The following is a 2,128-nucleotide window of genomic DNA, read 5'->3' as shown; positions in this document are numbered from 1 at the left end:
TCCCATCTGGGCCATTGCGATGCTCATTTCTTCGGTAAGCACTGACCATAGCTGTTCGAGGCCCTCTTCGCCTTCAGCCGCTATTGCGAATTGCAGGATGCGGCCGAAAAAGGTGAAGTTCGCCCCGTTCGCGAGTGCTTTGAGAGCGTCTTCACCCGAGCGTAACCCACTGTCGTAAAAAAGCGGAAAATCCGGCCCGACGGCCTTGCGAATTTCCCGCAAAACAGAAATTGGCGCGGGCGCGCTTTCCAACTGGCGCGCGCCATGGCTTGAGACCTGAATGGCATCTACCCCGGCAGATTTGAGCTTCAGCGCATCATCTGCATCCAACACGCCCTTGACCACCAGTTTCCCGACCCACTGGTCGCGCAGGCGGGCCAATGTTTCCCATGTGGCTTTTGCCCGGCTTTCGGTGCGGTCGAAATCGTAGCCGTCCATCAGGAAGTTTGCCATTTCCGGCTTACCCTTCAGCAATGTCGGTAAGGACCACAGGGGATGCAAAGCAAAATCAAGCACCTGCTTTGGACCCATTTTGAAAGGCATCTTGAAGCCATGGCGCAGTTCGCGCGGGCGCCGGCCGACCTCTGGCACATCCACGGTCAGGACAAGGGTTTCGTACCCCGCAGCTTTTGCGCGATCGACCAGCTTGAACGTACCGCTGCCATCGCCGCTGAAGTAGAGTTGAAACCAGGCGTTTCCTTCGGCCTCCATGATCAGATCTTCCATAGGCGTCGAGGCCACGGTCGAGACACCCAGCGGCACCCCATACCGCGCTGCAAGGCGGGCCAGCATCAGATCGGCACCGGGAGCTGACAGATTGCACATACCCATGGGCGCGATGCCAAACGGGCGTTTGGTCGCCTGACCAAATACCGAGCCGGAAAGCGATCTTTCACTGACATCCCGAAGGATGCGCGGGCGTAAGGTCATGGCATCCAGCTCCGCGCGATTGCGGGCGGCCCCGGTCTCGGCTCCGGCAGACCCGTCGATATAGTCGAACACCATCCAAGGCAGGCGCCGCCGCGCCAGGCGGCGGGCGTCCTCAGCACTGTGAATAGCGCTCGCGCTCATCAGGCCTGAACGGCCTTCATAAAGCGGTCGCGGATCACCACCGGGTCCATGGTGATGACCGGCATCTTGGCATTGCCGCTTTCGCACTTGGCCACGATGATGGTCATCTGCCTGGCATCCAGCGCTTCTTGCAGAACACGGCCTGTGTCTTGGGCTTGACATTCGATCACACGCTCGCACCCGGCGGCCTCGGCCATCTTCGACAGCGAGGTTTTCTGCCCGGCATAGGTCGGCTGATCGCCGGTCGAGCCGTAAGAGCCATTGTCCACAATCAGCAGGATGTAATTGTCGGCTACGTTATTGGCGATGGTCGGCAATGTACCCAGATTGGTCAGGATCGAGCCATCCCCGTCAATCACGATCACCGGTTTGGGCTGCGACAGCGCCAGACCCAGACCGATGGATGAGGCCAGGCCCATGGTTCCCAGCATGTAGAAATTGGTCGGCTGATCGTCGATGGCGTGCAGTTCCTGGCTGGGGATGCCGATATTGCAGACCACAAGCTGATCCCGCAGGATCGGGGCGATTTCTTTCAGGATTTCAGATCGGATCATTGGTCGCCATAGCCTCCCCAGAAGTTGGCGTCGGTCAGAATGGCGACCGGCTTGTTGCACATGAACGTGTATTTCAAGATCGCATCCAGTTCTTCCACGTCCGACTGGTGGTGGAAGTGGTAGGTTGGGATGCTCATCTGGGCCAACAGCGCCTTGGTATGCACGGCCATTTCGACCTGACAGGCCACAGGTTCACGTAGTTCGCCGCGATATGAGATCAGCATGGGCAGCGGCATCCGGTAGAACTGGATCAGCGTCGCCAGCGTGTTGATTGTCACGCCAATGGCCGTATTCTGCATGATGATCGCAGGCCGCTTGCCACCCATCCACGCACCGGCGCACAAGCCCATCCCTTCGTCTTCCTTGTTGGACGGGATGTGGAAGATGCCATCACGCTCATCGATTTCCGCGATGACACCTGCCAATTGCTTGCACGGGACAGTGGTGACAAACGAGATATCGTTCGCCACCAGATCGTCGGTGATCTTTTTGTCTATGTTCAT

Annotated in this window: 3 protein-coding genes; all 3 read right to left on the bottom strand. The window is 58.5% G+C overall.

Features of this window, described 5'->3' with window-relative positions:
- The coding region (locus tag Q0816_RS25865) for an alpha-hydroxy acid oxidase (protein ID WP_298856182.1) at positions 1-1,071 on the bottom strand (1,071 nt) is incomplete at its 3' end.
- A complete protein-coding gene (comE, locus tag Q0816_RS25860) occupies positions 1,071-1,625 on the bottom strand; it encodes a sulfopyruvate decarboxylase subunit beta (RefSeq protein ID WP_298856180.1) in 555 nt (184 codons plus the stop codon). The genes Q0816_RS25865 and comE, both read right to left, overlap by 1 nt.
- Positions 1,622-2,128: sulfopyruvate decarboxylase subunit alpha (locus Q0816_RS25855; RefSeq protein ID WP_298856178.1), on the bottom strand; the 507-nt coding region annotated here is incomplete at its 5' end. The genes comE and Q0816_RS25855, both read right to left, overlap by 4 nt.

Source organism: uncultured Ruegeria sp. (assembly GCF_947497005.1).
In the GTDB taxonomy this organism is placed as follows: domain Bacteria; phylum Pseudomonadota; class Alphaproteobacteria; order Rhodobacterales; family Rhodobacteraceae; genus Ruegeria.
This window is presented reverse-complemented; position numbering and strand designations above follow the sequence as displayed.

What these genes read in the sequence shown, in the direction of transcription:
- comE (WP_298856180.1), bottom strand. Translation starts at nt 1,625, where the DNA reads ATGATCCGATCTGAAATCCTGAAAGAAATCGCCCCGATCCTGCGGGAT.